This is a genomic window from Methylocystis sp. B8 (assembly GCF_005771425.1).
Lineage (GTDB): Bacteria > Pseudomonadota > Alphaproteobacteria > Rhizobiales > Beijerinckiaceae > Methylocystis.
The window spans coordinates 16,109-32,118 of sequence record NZ_VBTZ01000014.1 but is presented as its reverse complement, the minus strand read 5'-3'; the positions used below and the strand labels follow the sequence as shown (position 1 = coordinate 32,118).

The 16,010-nt window shown below is 61.5% G+C and carries 21 protein-coding genes and 2 tRNA genes; 13 read left to right on the top strand and 10 right to left on the bottom strand.

Annotation, left to right across the window (positions count from 1 at the left end):
- Positions 1-6 precede the first annotated feature (6 nt).
- Complete coding sequence (locus FEV16_RS16095) at positions 7-585, top strand: DUF308 domain-containing protein (protein ID WP_138168621.1); 579 nt, start codon at positions 7-9, stop codon at positions 583-585.
- Positions 586-758: 173 nt separating this feature from the next.
- On the opposite strand, the gene FEV16_RS16090 is transcribed toward FEV16_RS16095, so the two are convergent.
- From FEV16_RS16090 to FEV16_RS16080, 3 genes are all read right to left on the bottom strand, one after another.
- Positions 759-965, bottom strand: coding sequence for a hypothetical protein (locus FEV16_RS16090; protein WP_138168620.1), 207 nt, complete (start codon positions 963-965; stop codon positions 759-761).
- A 68-nt stretch (positions 966-1,033) separates the two neighbouring features.
- A tRNA-His gene (locus FEV16_RS16085) sits at positions 1,034-1,110 on the bottom strand.
- A gap of 172 nt (positions 1,111-1,282) precedes the next feature.
- Positions 1,283-1,846, bottom strand: coding sequence for a DciA family protein (locus FEV16_RS16080; RefSeq protein ID WP_138168619.1), 564 nt, complete (start codon positions 1,844-1,846; stop codon positions 1,283-1,285).
- 62 nt (positions 1,847-1,908) lie between these two features.
- Here FEV16_RS16080 and mutY point away from each other — a divergent pair, with 62 nt between their 5' ends.
- Both mutY and FEV16_RS16070 read left to right on the top strand, forming a co-directional pair.
- Positions 1,909-2,970, top strand: coding sequence for an A/G-specific adenine glycosylase (gene mutY, locus FEV16_RS16075; protein ID WP_138168618.1), 1,062 nt, complete (start codon positions 1,909-1,911; stop codon positions 2,968-2,970).
- Between the two features lie 23 nt (positions 2,971-2,993).
- On the top strand, positions 2,994-3,260 hold the full coding sequence (locus FEV16_RS16070) for an Imm74 family immunity protein (protein ID WP_138168617.1): 267 nt from the start codon (positions 2,994-2,996) through the stop codon (positions 3,258-3,260).
- Between the two features lie 8 nt (positions 3,261-3,268).
- Here FEV16_RS16070 and glpK read toward each other — a convergent pair whose 3' ends face one another.
- On the bottom strand, positions 3,269-4,765 hold the full coding sequence (glpK, locus tag FEV16_RS16065; RefSeq protein ID WP_138168616.1) for a glycerol kinase GlpK: 1,497 nt from the start codon (positions 4,763-4,765) through the stop codon (positions 3,269-3,271).
- 96 nt (positions 4,766-4,861) lie between these two features.
- Here glpK and FEV16_RS16060 point away from each other — a divergent pair, with 96 nt between their 5' ends.
- From FEV16_RS16060 to bfr, 3 genes are all read left to right on the top strand, one after another.
- Positions 4,862-5,176 carry a hypothetical protein gene (locus tag FEV16_RS16060; RefSeq protein ID WP_138168615.1) on the top strand — a complete coding sequence of 105 codons (315 nt, stop codon included), beginning with the start codon at positions 4,862-4,864 and terminating at the stop codon, positions 5,174-5,176.
- Between the two features lie 304 nt (positions 5,177-5,480).
- The gene (locus FEV16_RS16055) at positions 5,481-5,717 is read left to right on the top strand and encodes a (2Fe-2S)-binding protein (protein ID WP_138168614.1); all 237 of its coding nucleotides are present in this window, start codon (positions 5,481-5,483) and stop codon (positions 5,715-5,717) included.
- Between the two features lie 26 nt (positions 5,718-5,743).
- Positions 5,744-6,223 carry a bacterioferritin gene (gene bfr / locus FEV16_RS16050; protein WP_138168613.1) on the top strand — a complete coding sequence of 160 codons (480 nt, stop codon included), beginning with the start codon at positions 5,744-5,746 and terminating at the stop codon, positions 6,221-6,223.
- 56 nt (positions 6,224-6,279) lie between these two features.
- Here bfr and FEV16_RS16045 read toward each other — a convergent pair whose 3' ends face one another.
- Positions 6,280-6,897 carry an XRE family transcriptional regulator gene (locus FEV16_RS16045; RefSeq protein WP_138168644.1) on the bottom strand — a complete coding sequence of 206 codons (618 nt, stop codon included), beginning with the start codon at positions 6,895-6,897 and terminating at the stop codon, positions 6,280-6,282.
- Positions 6,898-7,148: 251 nt separating this feature from the next.
- Here FEV16_RS16045 and FEV16_RS16040 point away from each other — a divergent pair, with 251 nt between their 5' ends.
- The 3 genes from FEV16_RS16040 (at position 7,149) to moeB (ending at position 9,963) form a co-directional block, all read left to right on the top strand.
- A complete protein-coding gene (locus FEV16_RS16040) occupies positions 7,149-7,982 on the top strand; it encodes a UDP-2,3-diacylglucosamine diphosphatase (protein WP_171015271.1) in 834 nt (277 codons plus the stop codon).
- Positions 7,982-9,082 carry a glycosyltransferase family 1 protein gene (locus tag FEV16_RS16035; RefSeq protein WP_138168611.1) on the top strand — a complete coding sequence of 367 codons (1,101 nt, stop codon included), beginning with the start codon at positions 7,982-7,984 and terminating at the stop codon, positions 9,080-9,082. The genes FEV16_RS16040 and FEV16_RS16035 overlap by 1 nt, the downstream gene beginning before the upstream one ends.
- A 101-nt stretch (positions 9,083-9,183) precedes the next feature.
- Positions 9,184-9,963 (top strand): molybdopterin-synthase adenylyltransferase MoeB, encoded by a 780-nt coding sequence (gene moeB, locus FEV16_RS16030; RefSeq protein ID WP_138168610.1) that lies wholly within the window; start codon positions 9,184-9,186, stop codon positions 9,961-9,963.
- A gap of 180 nt (positions 9,964-10,143) precedes the next feature.
- On the opposite strand, the gene FEV16_RS16025 is transcribed toward moeB, so the two are convergent.
- Positions 10,144-10,497: a RidA family protein gene (locus FEV16_RS16025; RefSeq protein ID WP_138168609.1), complete on the bottom strand. Its 354-nt coding sequence runs from the start codon at positions 10,495-10,497 to the stop codon at positions 10,144-10,146.
- Positions 10,498-10,602: 105 nt separating this feature from the next.
- Positions 10,603-10,824 (bottom strand): hypothetical protein, encoded by a 222-nt coding sequence (locus tag FEV16_RS16020; protein WP_138168608.1) that lies wholly within the window; start codon positions 10,822-10,824, stop codon positions 10,603-10,605.
- Positions 10,825-11,255: 431 nt separating this feature from the next.
- Between FEV16_RS16020 and FEV16_RS16015 the strand changes: the two genes are divergently transcribed.
- Together FEV16_RS16015 and FEV16_RS16010 are read left to right on the top strand one after the other, a co-directional pair.
- Entirely contained in the window at positions 11,256-11,948 is a 693-nt protein-coding gene (locus tag FEV16_RS16015; RefSeq protein ID WP_171015270.1) for a S24 family peptidase, read from the top strand.
- An 81-nt stretch (positions 11,949-12,029) separates the two neighbouring features.
- Positions 12,030-12,105 (top strand) — tRNA-Phe (locus FEV16_RS16010).
- A gap of 265 nt (positions 12,106-12,370) precedes the next feature.
- Here FEV16_RS16010 and FEV16_RS16005 read toward each other — a convergent pair.
- The 3 genes from FEV16_RS16005 to FEV16_RS15995 all read right to left on the bottom strand — a co-directional run bounded on the left by FEV16_RS16005 (position 12,371) and on the right by FEV16_RS15995 (position 14,121).
- Positions 12,371-12,994, bottom strand: a complete 624-nt coding sequence (locus FEV16_RS16005) for a pyridoxamine 5'-phosphate oxidase family protein (RefSeq protein WP_138168606.1) — start codon at positions 12,992-12,994, stop codon at positions 12,371-12,373.
- A gap of 31 nt (positions 12,995-13,025) precedes the next feature.
- Complete coding sequence (locus FEV16_RS16000) at positions 13,026-13,514, bottom strand: nuclear transport factor 2 family protein (RefSeq protein WP_138168605.1); 489 nt, start codon at positions 13,512-13,514, stop codon at positions 13,026-13,028.
- Positions 13,515-13,575: 61 nt separating this feature from the next.
- Complete coding sequence (locus FEV16_RS15995; RefSeq protein WP_138168604.1) at positions 13,576-14,121, bottom strand: peroxidase-related enzyme; 546 nt, start codon at positions 14,119-14,121, stop codon at positions 13,576-13,578.
- Positions 14,122-14,250: 129 nt separating this feature from the next.
- Between FEV16_RS15995 and FEV16_RS15990 the strand changes: the two genes are divergently transcribed.
- Together FEV16_RS15990 and FEV16_RS15985 are read left to right on the top strand one after the other, a co-directional pair.
- Positions 14,251-15,201: a LysR family transcriptional regulator gene (locus FEV16_RS15990; RefSeq protein ID WP_138168603.1), complete on the top strand. Its 951-nt coding sequence runs from the start codon at positions 14,251-14,253 to the stop codon at positions 15,199-15,201.
- A gap of 416 nt (positions 15,202-15,617) precedes the next feature.
- Positions 15,618-15,986 carry a hypothetical protein gene (locus FEV16_RS15985; protein WP_138168602.1) on the top strand — a complete coding sequence of 123 codons (369 nt, stop codon included), beginning with the start codon at positions 15,618-15,620 and terminating at the stop codon, positions 15,984-15,986.
- Positions 15,987-16,010: the final 24 nt, after the last annotated feature.

The window sequence follows — 16,010 nt, the reverse complement described above, 5'->3', positions numbered from 1 at the left end:
CCATAAATGTCTCGACAGTTTGACTCTTTCGCTTCTATACCGCCGGACGTCCTCGCCGTTCATTGGGGTTGGGTCATCGCCCTCGGAATCTTGGTCGGGGCCCTTGGAATCATCGCCATCTTGCGAGCCAGAATGGCGACCATCATCACGGTCGGCTTCTTCGGCGTTTTGCTCATCGTCAGCGCGGTGTCCGTGCTCATATTCGCCTTTACGACGGCGGGCCTGTGGACCGACTTTTTCGTCCATGTGCTCTGGGCGGTTCTTCTGGCGATCCTCGGAATCATGCTTCTGACGCGTCCCGCGATCAGCGCCGAAGCGATCACGCTTCTCATCGCCTTTTATTTCATTGCCGAGGGCGTGCTTGTCATCGGCTTCGCGCTGACCTCTCACATCGAAAGCCTTTGGATGTATCTGCTGCAGGGCGGCGTCGCGTTGGTCCTTGGCGCGCTGTTGCTCACCGGCTGGCCGTTCACTGGAATTTGGGCGATCGGAACTTTCCTTGGCGTTGATCTGCTTTTCAAAGGATGGGGAATCGTTGCGCTCGGCTTCGCCCTTCGCGCAATCTCGGAGGGCAATCTGCTGTAGAGCGAAGGGACGATCGCATTGGGCGTTGCGCGTCGGCCCGTTTTGGCGCGCGTCATTGCGAGCGGAGCGAAGCAATCCAGGGACAAGAGCGCAACTGGATCGCTTCGCCTTAGGCTCGCGATGACGGCGTTTCGCAGCGGCGAATTTTCGGCGTTCTTCCTGACGGCTCGCCGTCAATCAAGGCCTCCGGTGGGATTGGCGAGCCAATAAACTACGCAGAACGCCGCCGTGATCAGGCCTGAGCCAAAAAAGGCTCCCGCCATGTTCTCATCGGGAATAGCGTAGCTCGCAGCCGCCATCAGCAGACCGAAGGTCGCGACATAAATGGGTCGCGGGTCGCGCTCAGGCGGCCTGCCCTCGAGCCTTCTTCGCCAACTCATATGTCCCCGGCCCATGCTCCGCGGTGGACATGTCGAAATTCACCGCGCATTTGCTGGCGCTGAGAATATGGTACCGCCACCCCGGCTCGAACGGGGGACCCCCAGATCCACAATCTGGTGCTCTAACCAACTGAGCTATGGCGGCACTAGATCACGCTGCCTTGGGCGCAATCGCCCAAAGGCAGATAACGTGATCGAACCCAAAAGTTTAGAGCGCGCTCTACGCGAAAAACCGGGTTCCACTTTTTCGGAGCGCGCTCTGGCGGCGCGAACCTAAAAGCATGCGTTGGCGATTGCAAGCTTTTGGAGAGGCGGCGTCAAGCGTCGCCGGGCTCGCCGGCCGACCCTGCGATCGCGCGTTCGCCGAGCCTGATGAGCGCGGCGCGCAAACCTTCCTCGGCGACGCCTTCGGTCGCCTTTACGGCGCGGGCGCGGGCGTCGTCGTTTGGCTTCGGCGCGCGATCGGCTCTTGGCGGCGACCCCGGAGCGGCGCTCAATTCTTCCTGCCGCAACGCGATCCGTGCGACGCATCGCCAGCCGAGATGGGCGTTCACCCGGTCGATAATAATCGGGGCGAGATGCTGCGCTTCAAGTCCGAATCCGGGGTCGACCCGCAGCACGAGAGTCGCCGGCTCTCGCGGCGTCTTTTCGCGGCGCTTCGCCGCCGAGGGGTCGGTCGATTTCGTCCGTGCTCGTGGCGGCCATTGCAACGAGGCTGGCGCGCAGATTCGCGCGATTCGCGCGCCGACGATCTCGCGCCAGGATAAAAGCAGCGAGGCTTCGCTAAAGCCGCGCGTGGCGACGAGCGGGTCGAGTTCGCGCAGGACGTAATCCGCGAGCGGGCGCGCTCTTATACCTTTGCAGCGCGAGGAAGCGCTCATTGGGCTCTCGGCGAAGCCGCCTCCTTGCGAGGGCGAGGTTTCGCCCTCTATCAATCACCCTCATGATAAAGCCTCGCGCGAGATCGACCAAACCGGCCGAAGCGCTGCTCGCCTGGTATGACGCCGAGCGGCGCGAGCTGCCCTGGCGCGCGCGGCGTGGCGAAGCGCCCGACCCCTACAGGGTCTGGCTTTCCGAAATCATGTTGCAGCAGACGACCGTCGCGACCGTGAAGGAGCGCTACGCAGCGTTTCTGTCGCGCTGGCCGAGCGTTGAAGATCTGGCGCGCGCGCCGCTCGACGATGTTCTCGCGCAATGGGCGGGGCTCGGCTACTACGCCCGAGCGCGCAATCTGCACGCCTGCGCGCGTGCGGTCGCGGACTCCGGCGGCGGATTTCCACAAGAAGAAGCGGCCCTGAGAAATCTTCCCGGCGTCGGCCCCTATACGGCGGCGGCGATCGCGGCCATCGCCTTCGATCAGCCCTGCGTCGCCGTCGACGGCAATGTCGAGCGCGTCATCGCGCGTCTCCACGCGATTGAACAGCCGCCGCGCAAGGCCGCGACGCTGATTCGCGAGAAGGCGGCAGCGCTCATGAGCCATGCGCGTCCCGGTGATTCCGTCCAGGCGCTGATGGAGCTCGGCGCTCTTATATGCGCGCCACGCACGCCGGACTGCCCCGCCTGTCCACTGTCGCCCTTCTGCTCTGCGCGGCGTTTGGGCGCGCAGGGCGACTACCCGGTGCGCGAGCCTAAGCGACCAAAGCCAAGACGCCATGGCGCGATCTTTATCCTGCGGCGCGGCGACGAGACGTTGCTGCGTCGTCTGCCGCCGAAGGGACTTTTTGGCGGCATGAACGCCTTTCCGTCGACGCCATTGACGCAGGATGTCGCCGCCGCGGAATTCTCGCATTTCGCGCCCAGCTTGGCGCGGTGGCGCGCGCTCGACGCGCCGGTCACTCATGTGTTCACACATTTCGCTTTGGAAGCGACAGTGTTCGTCGCGCATACGCGCGCCAAATCGGCGCCTTCAGATTGCCGCTGGGCGGCGTGCGCCAATCTCGATAAAGAGGGATTGCCGACGCTCATGCGCAAGGCCGCCGCTCACGCCGGACTTGTCGAAATGTGAGAACCGCGAGGCTGGAGGGAGCCATGGCGCGACGCGCAAGCGGCTATGAGGTTGAGGTGACGGAGGGCGCGATTCGCGTGCGGCGCGCCGGAAAAACGCTCACCATTCCCGCCGCGCCGCCAGACGCAGAATCCGACGAAGACGCCGACTTCGTCGTGCGTCTCGACGACCTCGACCATTGGGACGCGCCGGACGACGAAACGCCGATCGACATAGACGAGCTACAGAAAATCCTCGACGCTGTCGAAAAACAGCTTGAGAAACACGGTTTGAGCGTCGATTTCGACTAGCGCGTCTCTCAGATTGCCCAGCCTAGCGAACGCTCGACGGCCTTTTCCCATGACGCAATGAGACGGACGCGCTCTTGCGGCGACATATCAGGCGTAAAGCGATGGGACTCGCGCGTATGCGCGACGATGTCGTCCAAGCTTTTGTAAACGCCAACGGCTAATCCCGCCGCATAGGCGGCGCCGACCGCCGTCAATTCCAGTTGCCTCGGCCGAACGACCGGCGCATCGATGATGTCTGCCTGAAACTGCATAAGCAGGTCGTTCGCCGCCATGCCGCCGTCGACCTTTAGCGCGCTGATCTCGACGTCAGCGTCCGCGACCATTGCGGCCAGCACTTCTCTTGTCTGAAAGGCCGCCGCCTCGAGCGCCGCCCGCGCGATATGGCCCCTGTTGGAAAATCGCGTCAGCCCGGCGATGATTCCACGCGCGTCGCCGCGCCATCGCGGCGCAAAGAGGCCCGAGAACGCCGGCACGAAATAAACGTCGCCATTGTCAGGAACGCTTCTCGCCAGCGCCTCGATTTCGTGGCTCTCCTTGATGATCCCGAGATTGTCGCGCAGCCATTGCACCAAAGCGCCGGCGATGGCGATCGAGCCTTCGAGCGCGTAACAGGGTTTTGCGTCCCCAAGCTTATAGGCGAGCGTCGTCAGCAGGCCTTTGGTCGAGACGCGCGGCGTGTCGCTGACGTTCATCAGCAGGAAGCAGCCGGTGCCATAAGTGTTCTTGACGTCGCCTGCATTGACGCAGCCCTGCCCGAGCAGCGCGGCGTGCTGGTCGCCGAGATCGCCGGCGATCGGAACGCCCGCGAGCGCGCCGACGCATTCTCCGTAAACTTCGCTCGAGGAGCGAATCTTCGGCAGGCAGGCTGCGGTGATGTCGAAGACCCGCAGCAGCTCTTCGTCCCAGCTCAGGGTCTCGATGTTCATAAGCTGCGTTCGCGAGGCGTTGGTCGCGTCGATGATGTGACGGCCGCCGCGGGGGCCGCCCGTCAAATTCCAAATGATCCAGGAATCGACTGTGCCGAAAAGCGCAACGCCTTGCGCCGCCTTTTCACGCGCGCCGGGGATTTCGTTGAGGAGCCAGGCGAGCTTGAGCGCGGAAAAATAGGTCGCGAGCGGCAGTCCAGTTTTTGCGCGGATCAGATCGCTCAGACCCCGCGCCGCCAGTCGATCGACGGCCGCTTGCGTGCGCGTATCCATCCAGACGATCGCGTTGTGAAGCGGCGCGCCAGTCGTCGCATCCCACAAGACCGTCGTCTCTCGCTGATTGGTGACGCCGATTGCGGCGAGGTCCTGAGCCGAAAGGTTCGCCTTGCTAAACGCGGCCTCGATCACGGCTTGCGTGTTGGCCCAAATTTCAGCGGCGTCGTGCTCGACCCAGCCGGGACGGGGATAGATTTGCCGATGCTCACGCTGGGCTTGCGTGACGATCTCACCTGCCGCGTCCATGATGACGAAGCGGGTGCTGGTCGTGCCTTGATCGAGGGCGCCCAGAAATTTCGACATCATAACTTTCTGATGAATGGAAGTTTCAGCCGCGGTTCACAGGCTACGCCGTAGTTTGAAAATCGGTTCCGTGATGTCTCACGAGGAGGATGCTCCATGAAATCGGCAGCCGTCAAAACCCTATCGGGGCCAGTCAAACCGGCCTTCGCCGCGTTGATATTCGTTCTCGCCTCCGCCGCATTCGCGCCTGAGGCTTCTGCGCTGCCCGGGATCGATCGCGCACTCCCGGCCCAGGCCGGTCAAAACATCGAGAAGACGCGCTGGGTCTGCGGGCCGTACCAATGCTGGTGGCAGCCCGGCTATGGCTATGGCTACGGCTGGGGCGGTCCGCGTTGGGGCGGAGGATGGGGACGCCCCTATTGGGGGCCGCGCTACGGTTGGGGCGGAGGATGGGGGCATGGCCACTGGTAGGAACGAATCAATCTAATTATGCCGAGCCGCGGACGCCGTTCGCGGCTCTTTTTGTCTTCCTCTTGTTTTGCTTCACTCTTGCCGCAAGGCCGATCGGTCCAAAATGAATTTGATGAACCGGCACGTTACTTGCCACTCACAGCCTAACGGCGTGCTTCTGTCAGGAAGCCGACACGCGACAGTTGGCAAACGATAGGAGATCGTGTAACCTACTGATACGAAAGGTAGTTTGCAATCTTTCCAAAGAAGAAAGTTTGTAACCTTTCCAAAAGTAGTTTGCAATCTTTCCAAACTAGGCTAAGCAATGATCGTCTGTTCGTGCAACGTCCTATCAGACCGCGATGTGCGCGATACGCTTGGGCCACGGAGCGACCGGCCTTCGGTTGCAGCAGTGTTCCGGCACATGGGTTGCGAGGCGAAATGCGGGCGCTGCGTGCGCAGCATCGTCGCCATCGTCGACCAGCACGCCGCGAGAGGACTGGATGACTGCGCAGGGAACGGCGATTGTGAGGGCTGTCGCGCCGACGAATTGGCGGCGTAAGTCTATTTCATGGAAAGGATGCGGACATGCGCGGTGACGCGAAGGTCATCGACTATCTCAATCGCGGATTGCGCGCAGAATTGACGGCCGTCAATCAATACTGGCTGCATTACCGAATCTTCCACAATTGGGGCTTTCTCGAACTCGCCAAGAAATGGAAAGAAGAATCGATCGAGGAGATGCATCACGCGGATCACTTCGCTGAACGCATCCTTTTCCTCGAAGGGTTCCCGAATATGCAGGTGCTGGATCCGTTGCGCATCGGGCAGTCCGTCGAGGAAATCATCAAGGCGGATCTCGCCACCGAGCTCGACGCCCGCGATCTCTATCTCGAAGCCGCGGCCTACTGCCTTTCAATCAATGATCGCGTTTCCGAGCAGCTGTTCGAAGGCGTGGTCAAGAGTGAGGAAAGGCATATCGACTTCCTCGAGACGCAGCTTGAGTTGATCAAGCAGCTCGGCGTCCAGCTCTACTCGCAAAAGCACGTCGGCGAACTGCATTCCTGACGACGGACATCGCCATCGGCCGCCGCGGGCGTTTCGACGCCCTGCGGCGGCAAGCGTCACTCCATTACAGCCGCTTTCAGAATGCAGACCATCGTCGCCTGCGCCGGCGTTTTTCCGAGATTGCGGATGACGTGGGGCTTGTCGCAGCGATAACGTAAGGTCTCGCCCGCCTTGACGCTCGACTTTGCGCCCGCCACTTCGACCTCGAGTTCGCCCTGGCGCACGGATAGGCTTTCGACCGAACCGCGCTGATGCGCGTCGGATTCAAGCACGCCCCCGGGGTCGGCGGCGAATTCGTAGGACTGCAGCCATTCGACGGTCTTGATCCAACCGATGATCGCCAGCCGGCACTTGCCGTCGTCGGAGACGAGGATCGGCGTGTCGGCCTTGCTCGTTTTCTCGAGGAAGGGTTCTTCTTCCGTCGTCTGCAACACCCGCTCGATTGAGACGTCGAGAGCCTGCGCCAGGCGCCAGATCGTCGCGAGCGTCGGATTGGTTTCATTGCGTTCGATCTGACTGATGATCGATTTGGCGACGCCAGACTGCTGAGAGAGTTCGGAAAGCGACAGATTATAGGCCTTCCGGAGGCGCTGCACGGTCGCGCCAAGCTGACCCGAAAGCGCCAGCGCCCCGGCATCCAGTATTTTCTGCTTGTCCTGGCCTTCGACGCCCATAGTCCCTGGCGCTTTGGCCGCGCCCATCCGTTTCAGAATTGATCCGGTAAGATATCCGATTTTGTTCGAAATATCGAACGGACGGGCTCCCGGCGCCGCTGACGGCCGTGTCGAGGCTGAGCCGTGTCATCTCGCTGTGATGCGAATCTGGTCAATCAGGCCACGCGGCGAAGCGAGAGGCGAACAGGCTCATGCTCGACAGAAACGCCAGGGTGGATGTCTCCCAAGCGGCGCGCTCCAGCAGAGCGCATATGTCGGATCCAACAAGCGAACATGCAGTTAAACGCTATCGGACGCTGTTTTTGTCCGATCTGCATCTCGGCGCGCGAGGCGCCCAGGCCGAACTGCTGGTCGATTTTCTCAAGCATAATGACGCCGACACATTCTATCTCGTCGGCGATATCGTCGACGGTTGGCGTCTCAAGAATGGCTGGTACTGGCCGCAGGCGCACAATGACGTCGTACAAAAACTGCTGCGCAAGGCCAGGAAAGGCGCCCGCGTCATCTATGTGCCGGGAAATCACGACGAGTTCGCTCGCGATTACACCGGACTCAATTTCGGTGGGGTCGAAGTCGTCGAGGACGCGCTGCATGAGACCGCCGACGGCAAGACCATGCTCGTCATTCACGGCGATCAGTTCGACATCGTCGTGCGCAACGCGCGTTGGCTCGCCTTCTTCGGCGACTGGGCCTATGATTTTGCGATTGTCGTCAATACTTGGTTCAACCGCGCGCGCCGCATGTTTGGCGTCGGCTATTGGTCGCTGTCGGCCTGGGCGAAACTGAAGGTCAAGAACGCCGTCAATTTCATCGGCGATTTCGAGAACGCACTGGCGTCAGAGGCTGCTAGGCGCAATGTCGACGGCGTCATCTGCGGGCATATCCATCACGCGACAATCAAGACGATTGGCGGCAAGCTCTACGTCAATACCGGAGATTTCGTCGAAAGCTGCACCGCGATCGCCGAACATAATGACGGAACATTCGAGATTCTGCGTTGGCACGATACGGCGGCTGAACGCGCGGCGGCCGAGGCTTCGGAGCGCGCGAAGGTCTTGCCAAACGAGAGAGCTGCGGCGGCTTAATGCGAATATTGGTTGCGACGGACGCCTGGCGTCCGCAGGTTAATGGCGTCGTCCGCTCCCTTGAGGCCATGGCGGAATCGGCGCGCGCGCTCGGCGCTGAGATCGACTTTCTGACGCCGCGCGATTTCAACTCGCTGCCAATGCCAACCTATCCGGAGATAGCGCTGGCGCTCGCCTCGCCACGCGCCGTTCGTCGTCGGCTCGAAGACGGCTATGATCATGTCCATATCGCCACGGAAGGACCAATCGGGCTCGTGACCCGCGCCGTGTTGCTGCGGGAGCGCCGATGCTTCACCACGAGCTTCCACACGCGTTTCCCCGAATATATCCAGGCGCGTTTCGGCCTGCCCGTCGGACTCGCTTATGCGGCTCTGCGCCGCTTTCATAACGCCGGGGCCGGCGTGATGGTGTCGACGCCGAGCCTGTCTCGAGAATTATCGGAGCGCGGATTTCGTCGGATTCTGCGCTGGTCGCGCGGCGTAGACCACGCGCTGTTTACGCCGAATGCGGCGACGCCACTGCCTTATCCGCGGCCGATCTTCCTTTACGCCGGGCGCCTCGCCGTCGAGAAAAACATAGAGGCCTTCCTGTCGCTTGATTTGCCGGGCACGAGGCTTGTCGCCGGCGACGGACCAGCGCGCGTCGGCCTAGAAGCGCGATTTCCGGAGGCGCGCTTTCTTGGCGTCAAAACGAGCGCCGAACTTGCGGCGCTCTACGCCTCCTCGGATGTGTTCGTCTTCCCGAGCCGCACCGACACGTTCGGCATGGTGCTGCTTGAAGCCATGGCCTGCGGACTGCCGGTCGCGGCCTATCCGGTGATGGGGCCGCTTGACGTCATCGGCGCGAGCGGAGCGGGAGCGTTGAACGAAGATCTGCGGACGGCAGCTCTGGCTGCGCTCGACATTAAACGCGATGCCGCGCGAACCCACGCGCTGACCTTCACCTGGGAGAATTGCGCCCGGCAGTTCCTCGATAACATCGCTTACGCCCGCGGCGCGGCCGCCCTCGGCGGCGTCGGCCTGGAGGCGCTGCGCGCCGCGAGCCCGCCGTCTGCCGAAGAGCGGCGCTCGGCAAAAAAGCGTCAGCCTGTGCAACCGTAACGTCATCATTTCCGCGCCCACATTCGCCTTAGCTGGAGACGAGCGCACGAAGCCGCTATGGTCGCCCGCGCCGCATCCAGAGCGCGGCGTCGGAGCGCCTTTTGAACCTTTCGCCTGAAGAGATCGAACGCTACGCAAGGCATCTCGTGCTGCGCGACATTGGCGGGCCGGGCCAGAGCAAGCTCAAAAACGCGCGGGTTCTCGTGATCGGCGCAGGCGGGTTGGGCGCGCCGCTGTTGCAATATCTCGCCGCCGCCGGCGTCGGCGCGCTCGGCGTCGTCGACGACGACGCCGTGTCACTGTCAAATTTGCAGCGCCAGGTGATCCACGCGACGCAGGACATCGGCCGCCCTAAGGTCGAAAGCGCACGGGACGCGATCGCCCGAATCAATCCGCACGTCGCCGTCGAGCCTCACGCGCTGCGATTCGACGCGGAGAACGCGCGAGCGCTGATCGCGCGCTACGATATCGTTGCCGATGGTTCGGATAATTTCGCGACGCGCTATGTCGTCTCTGACGCCTGCTTTTATGAGAAAAAGCCGCTTGTCACCGCCGCGCTCGGCGGTTTCGATGCATCGCTGACGACGCTGCGCCCGTTCGAACAAGGCGCCGACGGCCCGAACCCAACCTATCGCTGTCTGTTTCCGACGCCGCCACAGGCAGGCGAAATCCCGACCTGCGAAGCGGCGGGCGTTCTCGGCGCGCTTGCCGGCGTCGTCGGCGCGATGATGGCGCTTGAAGTCGTGCGCGAGATCGTCGGCTTCGGCGAGGGACTGGTTGGCCGCCTGCTGCTCATCGACGCGCATGGCATGCGATTCGAAACAGTCCGCTACGCCTTTGATCCAGAGAATCCGCTGAGCGGCGCAGGCGCGCATTTGTGAGTGAGTACGCTCCGTCTTTAGAGCGCTTCCCGATCACATGGAATCATGTGATCGATAAGGAATCGCTCAAGATCAAAACGTTGGAGCAGGTTCTCATCGAGAAAGTCTGTTAACTTTCGGAACCTGCTCTAAGGGCGCATTTTCAATGCCGAACCGGCGTCCGCTTCGGCGAAAAATGGGCTAGAGCGCCGCGATGACCGCGATTTCGACCTTATAGGCTGGCGATACAAGCTTTGCTTCGACGGTGGCGCGCGCGGGCGGATTGGCCTTGTCGACCCATTCATCCCAGACGCTGTTCATCTCTGTGAAAGTCGAGATGTCGGCAAGATAGATTGTCGCCGACAGGATATTCGCCTTAGCGCTGCCGGCTTCGGCGAGAAGCGCGTCGATCTGCGCGAGAATTTCGCGGGTCTGATCGGCGACCGATCCTCCCTTCGCCTTATCCGCCACCTGGCCGGCCGTATAAACCGCGTTGCCGCGAACGACCGCCTGGCTCATGCGCGGTCCCGCGCCAATCCTTTTGATGCTGCTCATCTCGCCTCCGATTTCGCAGGCGGGTTTAGGGGAAGGGCGGCGCGCCGGCAAGGGCGCCAGAAGGGCGTGAGAGAAGCGGCGGTCAAAGAAGCGTCGGTCTAAGACTTAATCGCTTGCGTCGTCTCCAAGGCGTCTTCTCTGAGCCTCGACTCTCGCGGTGATGATGCGGAGCAATGCGTGCGCCAGTCGGCGTCGGCGTTCAACGGGATCGCGCTCGGCAAGGGCGAGGGCGAAGGCGTCAATAATCTCGTCGAGTGCGCTGTCGCCATATAGATTGAGCACGGCTGTCAAAGTAATGACGACCTCGCTTTTGCGGCGATCTGACATTGAGCCTCCGGCTTGAAGAACATTGGTTCCGGCGATTCGGAAAAATGAAGCGAAAACCTTCGATCGATATTGGTTGGTGACGCCTCGCTTCAGGGGCGAGCAGGTCTGGACGGACCGCGACTGCGCAAGATACGGTTGACGGTGGGAACCTGTGTGGAGACAGAATTGGCGATTCCGTCGAGCGGGACGGCGACCGCGGGCAGCGCGAAAGAGGGTCGAATTTCAGCGGCGGATTTGCCCTTCGCATATGTTTCGCGACAAGCGATGGCCACGCGACTCGCACGGAGCCCTCGCGTTGCCTCAACCGAAAGGTCGTTCATGCAGCAGCCGCCAATCCATCGACCAAATTTGATCGAACCATACAGCGGCGTCTGCGATTGTCAACCATTATTAGTTCGTCGAAGCGCATGAAGGGCCGGAAAGACCCAAATTTGGTTGAATTCGCGCGCCGTCTCAAAGGCTTGCTGGCGAAATACAAATCGTACCGCGAAGCCGCGGAAGACCTCGACATTCCTGAAAGCACGCTTGCGCGCGTGGCGCGCGGCGCCAATGAGCCGGGCTCGGCCTTGCTCCTGGCCCTGTCGACGAAGCTCAATATCTCGATGAGCTATTTGCTCGGGCTCGATGACGAACCAGCGCCGGCGGTGAGGACGGGCGAGCGTTCGAAGCCGGACGTGAGCCTCGTGCAAATTCGCAGCCTCGACGCGCGCGCGGCCGCTGGCGCTGGAGAGATCAATCACATTGTGGCGATTGAAAAGTCACTGCCGTTTCCCGTTTGGATGCTGCACAAGCTCGCTTCCCCGGGCGCCAAGGTGAGTTTCATGCGCGCGTCGGGCGATAGCATGTCGCCGACCTTCGAGAACGGCGCCCTGCTGCTCGTCAACGAAAGCGAAAACGAGCTGCCGCCAAAAACCGCCAAGCTCAAAAGCGATCGGGACAACGCCGATATCTTCGTCTTTCTGCAGGGAGCCGATCAAAGGGTGAAGCGGCTGCGTCGCCTAGCCTCCGGCGAAATCCTCATCTTGAGCGACAACGCCGCCTATGAACCGGAAATCCTGCGCGGGGCCGAGCTCAAGCGCCTCAAGGTCGTCGGCCGCGTCATATGGTGGGACAACCGGTTGTGAGTGCGCCGGATCAGCCGCGCGTAGGGTCTGGACAAGGGGCGGCGCGCTTCCTATAAGCCCGGACATCTCGCGCTCGCGCGCGCCCAGGTAGCTCAGTTGGTAGAGCATGCGACTGAAAATCGCAGTGTCGGTGGTTCGATTCCGCCCCTGGGCACCATAACCCTCATCTGCAGCATCTTTTCACCGCCCCAGCTATGCTATTGCACCCCATGGTATTCTGATTACCTGGGGTATTTCTGCCATTCTGTGTGCTCTGGCGTGGTTTCGGATACGTTGTCGCGCTCGCGGCATTAGGGCCTGACTGCTGGTATTATTGTTGGTATCGACTGCCCTTGTTGGTATCGTGCCTTCAGGGAGGACGGGGCGATGCCTGGGCTCGAGCGGCCTGAACCGGCGCCGCATCTCCAATTCTCGCGCCGAACCTAGATTGAGTGCGCAGCGCCGGTCGCCTCGGCGAGTTGTTGCTCGAGTTCGGCGATCCGCGCGGTGAGCGGCGCCATCATCGCGCGCATCTCGTCGAGCGTGTAGCGCTCGACGATGTGCTGCGGGCAGTTCCAGTCGAACCCTTCGACCTTGATCAGAAAGCCGCGTTCGACGCGGGCGCGGTAATCCGAGGTTTCGAGTCGAGACAAGGTCGCTTCATCGTCGAGACCGACGATTTTCGCGCGCCCGAAGAGCTTCAGCCGAGTCTTGTTTGGATAGTCCATGAAGAACAGCGACACGCGGTCGTCAGTCATCAGATTCCCGAGACTGATATATTGCCGGTTGCCGCGGAAATCTGCGAAGCCGATTGTGGCGTCGTCCAGCACGCGCACGAATCCTGTCGGACCGCCGCGATGCTGGATGTAGGGCCAGCCGGTCTCGCCGACCGTCGCCATGTAGAACGAATTTCGCGCGGCGATGAATTCAGCCTCCGCCTCGCTCAGGCGATGGTTCCTGGTCTCCAGAACGCCCTCCATTCGGGCATAAGCGTTCCGGCTGCCCAGTTCCTCCTGCGTCTTCTTCACCGTCGGGGTGAACGCGATCTCAGCGTAGCGATGCGGCACGGCGTCCTCCTGCAGCTCCGAACTCGCGCCGTCAAAGCCCGAGGTCGGAAAGACCAGGGTGATCCGCGGGTCGCGGACCTTGCGGCCAGCGGAACTTCCGTTCGCTCTCCTGGATCGGTTGATCGTTGATGCTCGCGAAGCGCAATCGCATCAGCCCGCGCTCGTCGAACTCCCAATTCTCATTGCCATGGCTGCGGAACCAGTTGCCGGCGTCATCACGCGATTCATAAACAAAGCGCACCGCGATCCGGTTCTCGGCAAAGGTCCAGAGCTCCTTGATCAGGCGATAGTCGAGCTCGCGCGTCCATTTGCGCGTCAGGAACGCGACGATCTCGGCGCGGCCGACCGGGAATTCCGCGCGATTGCGCCAGCGGCTATCCTCCGTATACGCGAGCGACACGCGCTCTGGGTCGCGCGTGTTCCAGGCGTCTTCGGCCATTCGGACTTTCTGTATCGCGGTTTCGCGCGTGAACGGCGGCAACGGCGGACGGACGCCGGCATGTTGGGCGGTCTCGGTCATCGAAAGCTCCTCTCCCGGTCGGTGGCCGGCGCAGACTTCGCCGCGCCGGAGCTGCGATAAGTCAGGCGGCCTTGTTGAGCTCGATCTCCGGGAAGTCGATCTCGATCTGGGTGGCCTTGCCCAGCAGATTGGTGAAGATGTTCATTGCGACATGCGTGATGATCTCGATGATCTCGCCATCCGAGTGGCCGGCGGCGCGCACGGCGTCGAATTCCGCCTTGCTCACCTGTCCGGCGTGTTCGACGAGAGCGCGGGCGAAGGCGAGCGCGGCTTCCGCCTTGGCGTCCGACGAACGACCCATGCGGTTCGCCAGCATTTCCTGAGTGTCGAGACCGGCCTTGCGGCCGATGGCGGTGTGCGCCGAGACGCAGTACTGGCAGGCGTTCTGTTCGGCGACGGCCAGCGCGATACGCTCGCGCGTTTTCGGGTCCAAGAGGCCGGCGCCCGCGATCGTGTGGATGCCGAGGAACGCGTTCAGCGCCGCCGGAGAATTGGCGAGCGCGCGGATGAAGTTGGGGACAGCGCCAAGGCTGGCCTGGACGCCGTCCAGCAACTTCTTGGCTTCGCCAGTGGCGGATTTGGGGTCGATGACGGCAATTCGGGCCATAAGTCAATTCCCTCGTTTCGTTGACGGCGCGGCGCGTTTCGGCGCCGCTCGTCCAGACAATGGCTGGTTATTTTTCTTGTAAGAATATCTGACGTATGGAATTCATTATTCCGCATCGCGGAATAAAAAATGGATCGTCTCCACGAACTCGAGGTCTTTGTCGCGGTCGCCGACGCCGGCAGCTTCGCCAAGGCGGGAACACGCTTGCGCCTGTCTCCTCCCGCGGTGACCCGGGCGATTTCCGCGCTCGAAGAGCGTCTCGGCGCCCGCGTCTTCACCCGCACGACCCGCAGTCTGACCGTCACCGACGTCGGTCAGCGCTTCCTCGAAAGCGCGCGGCGTATCCTGACCGATCTCGATTCCGCCGAGAAGGAGGCCGTCGGCGAAACGGCGGTTCCGCACGGCCATCTCACGCTTACAGCCTCAGTGACTTTCGGTCGGTCTGCTCTTGCGCCCGTGGTGTGCGCGTTTCTTAACGAACACCCGCGCGTAACTGTTTCGGTGCTGCTGCTCAATCGTATCGCCAATCTCATAGAAGAAGGGATCGATCTCGCTGTTCGCATCGGTCCTTTGCCGGATTCGAGCCTTGTTGCGAAAAAGATCGGAACAGTCCGAAGGATGCTGGTCGCGAGCCCGGATTACCTTGCTCGGCGAGGCGTTCCGCTGACGCCAACCGATTTGCGCCTCCATTCCATGATCGCCTTTACCGGCCTCATGCCTAACCGCGAGTGGCGGTTTCTCGACGGCAAAAGAAGGAACAGCATTTCCTTTGTCCCACGGCTCGAAATCAACGACGCGGTTGCATCCATCGCCGCGGCGGAAATGGGAGACGGGATCACCGTGGCTCTGTCCTACATGGTCGCCGAGCAGATTCGCGACGGCCGACTCGCGCCAGTTCTCGACAGTTTCACGCCGCCCCCCGTACCTGTGAATCTTGTCTACCCTCAGAGCCGCTTGGTCTCCGCCAAGCTGAGAGCATTCATCGACTTTGCCGCGCCTCGCCTCCGCGCGACGCTGGATAGCCTCGGCCTTCCTGCAACTAATGCCGACGGCCATCCAGCTGATGGGCTGCAGGCGTGAGCTTTCAATTGGGTGTTTGGTCTGCGGCATCGGCGAAGAGGCGGGCAACGTGATAACCAAGAAGTAAGACAATAGGTCCGCTACTGTAATGGAGGCGGCTCGCCCTACGCACAGTTGTTTTGACGGCCTGGCCGTCATCAACGACCATTCCACGTTTGTCGCATCGCTTGCGCAGCGCAGTCTCTCTCACCGATACTTGCGCCGGGTGTTTCGTTGCAGGCCACCGTGACGCCCTCGAACCTGAAATCCGAAGGAATCACAATCTACTCAATCGCTAAACAGCATTTTCGGTCGGCCGCTCAACCTCCTCCGACGACATGGCGGGAGGTCATTGGCAGCAGCAATGGCGCGCTCCTGCGCCAGAAAGGCGAGTCGGGCGAGCATATTTTGACCGCAAAGAACGACGAGTGAGAGGCATGTTGAACCCTTATATCGCGCGCATCATCGGTTGGATGTGTATCCTCGTGATCCTGGCGTTGTCGTTGGCGCCGGGAAGCGATCGGCCACATACAGGCTATTCTGGCGGGACCGAACACATTTTTGCCTATGCAGGAACAGGATTTTTCTTCAGTCTCGGCTATCGAGCGCTGCGCGACCGTCTCGCAATCTGGATCTCGCTTGCGCTCCTCAGCGGCCTGTTGGAGTTCGCGCAAACTCAAATTCCTGGCCGCTCGGCGCGCCTGATTGACGCCATCGTAAGCACAACGGGGATGACGATTGGCCTCATGATCGGCAGCGTTTTTCTTGTAGCGATCACGAAGTGGAGCCTTGGAGATAATGCTTAGCTGATTGAACGCGCCTTTGGTGGA

Excerpts from the sequence above, each read along its gene's own strand:
- FEV16_RS16040 (WP_171015271.1), top strand. The coding sequence starts at position 7,149 with ATGTCGGATCCAACAAGCGAACATGCAGTTAAACGCTATCGGACGCTG.
- FEV16_RS16070 (WP_138168617.1), top strand. The coding sequence starts at position 2,994 with ATGGCGCGACGCGCAAGCGGCTATGAGGTTGAGGTGACGGAGGGCGCG.
- FEV16_RS16080 (WP_138168619.1), bottom strand. The coding sequence starts at position 1,846 with ATGAGCGCTTCCTCGCGCTGCAAAGGTATAAGAGCGCGCCCGCTCGCG.
- glpK (WP_138168616.1), bottom strand. The coding sequence starts at position 4,765 with ATGTCGAAATTTCTGGGCGCCCTCGATCAAGGCACGACCAGCACCCGC.
- FEV16_RS16055 (WP_138168614.1), top strand. The coding sequence starts at position 5,481 with ATGATCGTCTGTTCGTGCAACGTCCTATCAGACCGCGATGTGCGCGAT.
- bfr (WP_138168613.1), top strand. The coding sequence starts at position 5,744 with ATGCGCGGTGACGCGAAGGTCATCGACTATCTCAATCGCGGATTGCGC.
- FEV16_RS16095 (WP_138168621.1), top strand. The coding sequence starts at position 7 with ATGTCTCGACAGTTTGACTCTTTCGCTTCTATACCGCCGGACGTCCTC.
- FEV16_RS16035 (WP_138168611.1), top strand. The coding sequence starts at position 7,982 with ATGCGAATATTGGTTGCGACGGACGCCTGGCGTCCGCAGGTTAATGGC.
- FEV16_RS15985 (WP_138168602.1), top strand. The coding sequence starts at position 15,618 with ATGTTGAACCCTTATATCGCGCGCATCATCGGTTGGATGTGTATCCTC.
- FEV16_RS16045 (WP_138168644.1), bottom strand. The coding sequence starts at position 6,897 with ATGGGCGTCGAAGGCCAGGACAAGCAGAAAATACTGGATGCCGGGGCG.
- FEV16_RS15995 (WP_138168604.1), bottom strand. The coding sequence starts at position 14,121 with ATGGCCCGAATTGCCGTCATCGACCCCAAATCCGCCACTGGCGAAGCC.
- FEV16_RS16020 (WP_138168608.1), bottom strand. The coding sequence starts at position 10,824 with ATGTCAGATCGCCGCAAAAGCGAGGTCGTCATTACTTTGACAGCCGTG.
- FEV16_RS16090 (WP_138168620.1), bottom strand. The coding sequence starts at position 965 with ATGAGTTGGCGAAGAAGGCTCGAGGGCAGGCCGCCTGAGCGCGACCCG.
- FEV16_RS16060 (WP_138168615.1), top strand. The coding sequence starts at position 4,862 with ATGAAATCGGCAGCCGTCAAAACCCTATCGGGGCCAGTCAAACCGGCC.
- FEV16_RS16025 (WP_138168609.1), bottom strand. The coding sequence starts at position 10,497 with ATGAGCAGCATCAAAAGGATTGGCGCGGGACCGCGCATGAGCCAGGCG.
- FEV16_RS16000 (WP_138168605.1), bottom strand. The coding sequence starts at position 13,514 with ATGACCGAGACCGCCCAACATGCCGGCGTCCGTCCGCCGTTGCCGCCG.
- mutY (WP_138168618.1), top strand. The coding sequence starts at position 1,909 with ATGATAAAGCCTCGCGCGAGATCGACCAAACCGGCCGAAGCGCTGCTC.
- FEV16_RS15990 (WP_138168603.1), top strand. The coding sequence starts at position 14,251 with ATGGATCGTCTCCACGAACTCGAGGTCTTTGTCGCGGTCGCCGACGCC.